4 protein-coding genes are annotated in these 4100 nt (G+C 57.5%); all 4 read left to right on the top strand.

The genetic code is table 11. The annotated features are described in order from the left end of the window. On the top strand, nt 1-321 hold a 321-nt coding region (locus Q0072_RS01935; RefSeq protein WP_298324929.1), incomplete at its 5' end, for an AGE family epimerase/isomerase. A 393-nt stretch (nt 322-714) separates the two neighbouring features. Then, complete coding sequence (locus Q0072_RS01930; RefSeq protein ID WP_298324927.1) at nt 715-1131, top strand: hypothetical protein; 417 nt, start codon at nt 715-717, stop codon at nt 1129-1131. Continuing rightward, nucleotides 1128-2420: a hypothetical protein gene (locus Q0072_RS01925; protein WP_298324924.1), complete on the top strand. Its 1293-nt coding sequence runs from the start codon at nt 1128-1130 to the stop codon at nt 2418-2420. Before Q0072_RS01930 ends, Q0072_RS01925 begins: the two co-directional genes overlap by 4 nt. Further along, a complete protein-coding gene (locus Q0072_RS01920) occupies nt 2417-3865 on the top strand; it encodes a hypothetical protein (protein ID WP_298324921.1) in 1449 nt (482 codons plus the stop codon). The genes Q0072_RS01925 and Q0072_RS01920 overlap by 4 nt, the downstream gene beginning before the upstream one ends. Nucleotides 3866-4100: the final 235 nt, after the last annotated feature.

Here is a 4100-nt window from a genome sequence, read left to right as displayed (position 1 = left end):
CGCGGCGTCGGCGTCAACAGCCTGCTGGACGATTTCTCCATCCATGACCATGGCGCCCGCCTGTGGCCGCAGACCGAACGTATCAAAGCCGCGGTCCTGGCCGCCGAAATCACCGGCGACCCCGCCTTCTGGACCATCGCCACCCAGGGGGCCGACGGCCTGCTGCGCTATCTGGACACCCCGGTCAAGGGCCTGTGGTGGGACAAGCTCTCCCCCGCCGGCCATTTCACCGACGAACCGGCCCCCGCCAGCAGCTTCTACCACATCACCTGCGCCATCGCCGAACTGGACCGCGCCGTCACGGCAGCCCTGGCGGAGTGAGTGCCGGCAGCCGTGTCAGCATTCGGAGGGGCGGGCAACGCCGCTCCGAATGGGCCGGGCCTGTGAAACGCTGTGAACCGTAAAACCGCCGATGTTCCGGAGGACCCGACCCGCCAACTCCGAATGGCGGCCGCCAATGCAACATCGTGCAACAGAAAAACCGGGTGCGTTTCAGAGCGCCGATGCCGGCCGCTCCGAATGGGGGCCGGCGGCGGACAGGGCTGTGATGTGATCGGGGCGGAGTATAGCACGGGTCGGGGGAAAAGTCAGCGGTTGGGGGGTGACATCGCTTACAAGTCCGATGGCATTTCATGTGTCTAAGTGCATATCATGCGGCAGGGATATGGAATGACGCAAAGGCAGGCTTGCCTATTGTTGTGATGGGGGGATCCATTGCCGGCTGATTTCATTGATGCCAATGGGCGGCATACGGACGACGCTGAGCGGTTGTTTCAAGTGGAGCGGTATGCCAATGCCGACCATCTTTTCGGTATCGCCGCAGAGTGCGGGCTGAAATGTCTGATGGCCGCGTTTGGAATGCCGGTGGAACCTGCTACGGGCGATCCTAAAGAAAGGACAGACAAGCAACATGTCGATGCTTTGTGGGTTCGTTATGAGAGCTACCGGTACGGGCATCACAGTGGAGCCGGATATGTCCTGCCAGCCGTAAATCCATTTGCCGATTGGCAAGCTTCTCAGCGCTATGAACGCCAGGACCAGTTTGATGCGGACCGGGTGGAGCCGCACCGGCATTCCGCAATATTCATTCAACGGCTGGTGAGTAAGGCACAGTCAGAGGGTTTGCTATGACCATGTTCGATGAAATTCTGCCGAATATCGCACTGGTTCTTAAATCAGAAGCGATTGTCAGCCAGTTTCCCTGGATAGTGATCAATCGCGACCTTATGGGAAAGGTACGCCTTGTCCTTCCAGAAAAGGTGCCCGCCATTCAAGATTACAGGAACGCGGCAGCCGGGCTTTATAATCAGATTGCCGCAAAGATTGGCCCCCATGCCTATCCGGCGGATAGGGGCATCATCTATGAGAAGACACTCAAGGACGCCCGCCACGGCACACGCGAAAGCCAATTGGAAGGGCATTCCAACGTCTGGCTGATCGACCGTCTGGCAACAGAATGCCAATGGGAAACCATTTCGACGGAGTCCGGCGATGCGCCACGTATCGTGTATTTCTCCATAAAGGGTGGTGTTGGGCGTTCAACTGCGTTGGCCGCCGGCGCGTGGTCATTCGCGAAGCAAGGGAAATCGGTGTTGGTGCTGGATTTGGACCTGGAATCACCGGGCCTGTCCAGCACGCTACTGTCCCAGGAACGGCAACCCAAATATGGCATCACAGATTGGTTGGTGGAGGATCTAGTCGATAACGGCGATGCCGTCCTGAATGATCTTCACGCGACGAGCGATCTTCAAGCGCCGGGGAAAATCACGTTGATCCCGGCACATGGTCGTGATCCGGGGGAATACATCTCCAAGCTGGGACGCGTCTGGATGTCCAAGCCGTCGGCAAGCCTGGATGCCCCTGAATTCTGGTCAGCACGCCTTCGGCGACTGGTTGACAAGCTGGAGGAGAAACATAAGCCCGATGTCATCTTAATCGACTCCCGCGCCGGGATTGACGAGGTGGCAGCCGCCTGCGTGACGGAGTTGGGGGCCAATATCATTCTGCTTTTCGCCATCGACAGCCAACAAACCTGGACCGGGTACCGGGCACTCCTGAAGCATTGGAAGCAACGCGGTGTCATTTCCTTGGTACGCGAAAGATTGCAGCTTATAGCCGGGCTGGTACCGGATGATGACAGGCGTGAGGCCTATCTGTCCGAACTGCGAGCCGAGAGCCATACCCTATTCATGGATGTTTATGACGCGATTCCGCCGGGTGAGGTGGAAGGATGGAATTTTGAAGAGGATGACGAAACAGCACCCCACGCACCCATACAAATCCGCTGGAACCGGGGGTGGTTTGGGATGAACAGCCTGCGCCAGCGGATAGCGCAAGTTGATGAAACCGACGTAAAGCTGGTATTCGGTAAGTTCCTTGATTTCCTTGACCGTGCTGTTAACCGGGACAACCCGTCATGATCAAGCCGCAGGCCATCCGTCGGGCCATTCTCGCAGCACCCTTCGAGCTGGACAACAAGGGGGAGGTTCCGAAACCTGGAACCTTGTTCATCCCCAACGCCCACCGCAAGGCCTTGGCCCGTGATGCCGTTTTGGTGGTTGGCGCGCGCGGTGTGGGCAAATCCTTCTGGACGGCAGCTTTGAGCGACGATGTGCTTCGCACCCAGATTGGCAGTGCGGTGCCCGAGTTGGAAAATGCCATCGTTCGCGTCGGCTATGGGGCAGCACCCAATATCCAGGCCTATCCTGATCGTGAGACATTCAAGCTGCTGCTGAGCCAAGGACACGAAGCGTTTTATGTGTGGCGTGCCGTTATCCTGCGCTGGCTGGCCGGACATGTCGGTCAGGCGATTCCAAGCGGAAGCTGGAAAGAAACTATTGGATGGGTTGAGAACAACCCTGAACAGTACGCACAGATCATCGAAGCGGCAAATGCACGGTTTGCCGCCAATGGCCAATTTGGGTTGATTGTCTTCGACGCTCTTGACCGTACCAGCAACGATTGGGAGACGATGAACAGCATTGTACGCGACCTGTTGCGCAATGCACTTTGGTTACGTGATCTTTCCCGTGTTCAGGCCAAGATTTTCCTACGCCCGGATCAGATGAGACGTACCGATACTTCCTTTGTTGATGCATCGAAGCTTCTCGCCACCATGGTAGAGTTGGCATGGAGTGCGAGCGATTTGCATTCCATGCTTTGGCAACGGCTTATCAACGCCCCGGGAGAACACGGAGAATGCTTGCGTGAGTTTGCAGGTATTAACGCACCACAGTACGATTTTTTCAAACCTAAGGGGTCTACAACAAATTCAGATCATCAAATTTGGAAACTTCCGCACTCATTTATTTCGCAGCGCCCCCTGTTTTATGCGCTAGCTGGTGATAAAATGGGCAAAGACGCACGACGCGGTGTGCCCTATGTTTGGAGTGTCAGTCATCTCGCTGATGGACATGGATGGACATCCCCACGCTCGTTCCTCGCAGCCATCGACATGGCAGCAGAGGATAGCGAGGCACGTTACCCCGATTATGAATATGCGCTGCATTACGAAAGCCTGAAACGTGGCGTGCAGAAGGCGTCGAAAATTCGGGTTGACCAAGTGGCGGAGGACGACGATTGGGTGCCGGTGGTGATGAATCCGCTGCACGGTTTGAATGTGCCCTGTGAGTTTTCGGTGATTACTGACGCCTGGCAGCAAGCATTTCCAGACGGTCCTGGTCAGATCACCTCTAGTCAGGTACCGCCCCAGCATGGCGAGAGCTGGGACGGTATTCGCGGCGATCTAGAGCGGCTTGGCATTCTGGTGACCCGCATGAAGGACAAGCGGGTCGACATGCCCGATCTCTATCGGGTTGGGTTCGGATTAGGGCGCAAGGGCGGTGTGGCGCCCCGCATGGGTTAACCGTCAAGGAAACAATGAACATGGCATGAGGCCTTGGCCCACCTCATCCTAGGAATTTATTCTTTACACCCTCCCCTCCCCACGCCCATACTCCCGGCATCCTTCCGCCTTTCTGCCAGGAGCCTGTCATGGATGCGTTCAGTGTGGAGGCCCTGATGGGGGCCGGGGTGGGGCTGGCGGCGGCGGGGGCGCTGGCGGGGGTGCGGTGGCTGGTGGCGGGCAAGGCGCGGGAGAT

The organism is Asticcacaulis sp. (genome assembly GCF_027484505.1).
GTDB lineage: Bacteria > Pseudomonadota > Alphaproteobacteria > Caulobacterales > Caulobacteraceae > Asticcacaulis.
This window is presented reverse-complemented; position numbering and strand designations above follow the sequence as displayed.

Coding starts and splice junctions, on each gene's coding strand:
- Q0072_RS01920 (WP_298324921.1), top strand. CDS start 2,417: ATGATCAAGCCGCAGGCCATCCGTCGGGCCATTCTCGCAGCACCCTTC.
- Q0072_RS01925 (WP_298324924.1), top strand. CDS start 1,128: ATGACCATGTTCGATGAAATTCTGCCGAATATCGCACTGGTTCTTAAA.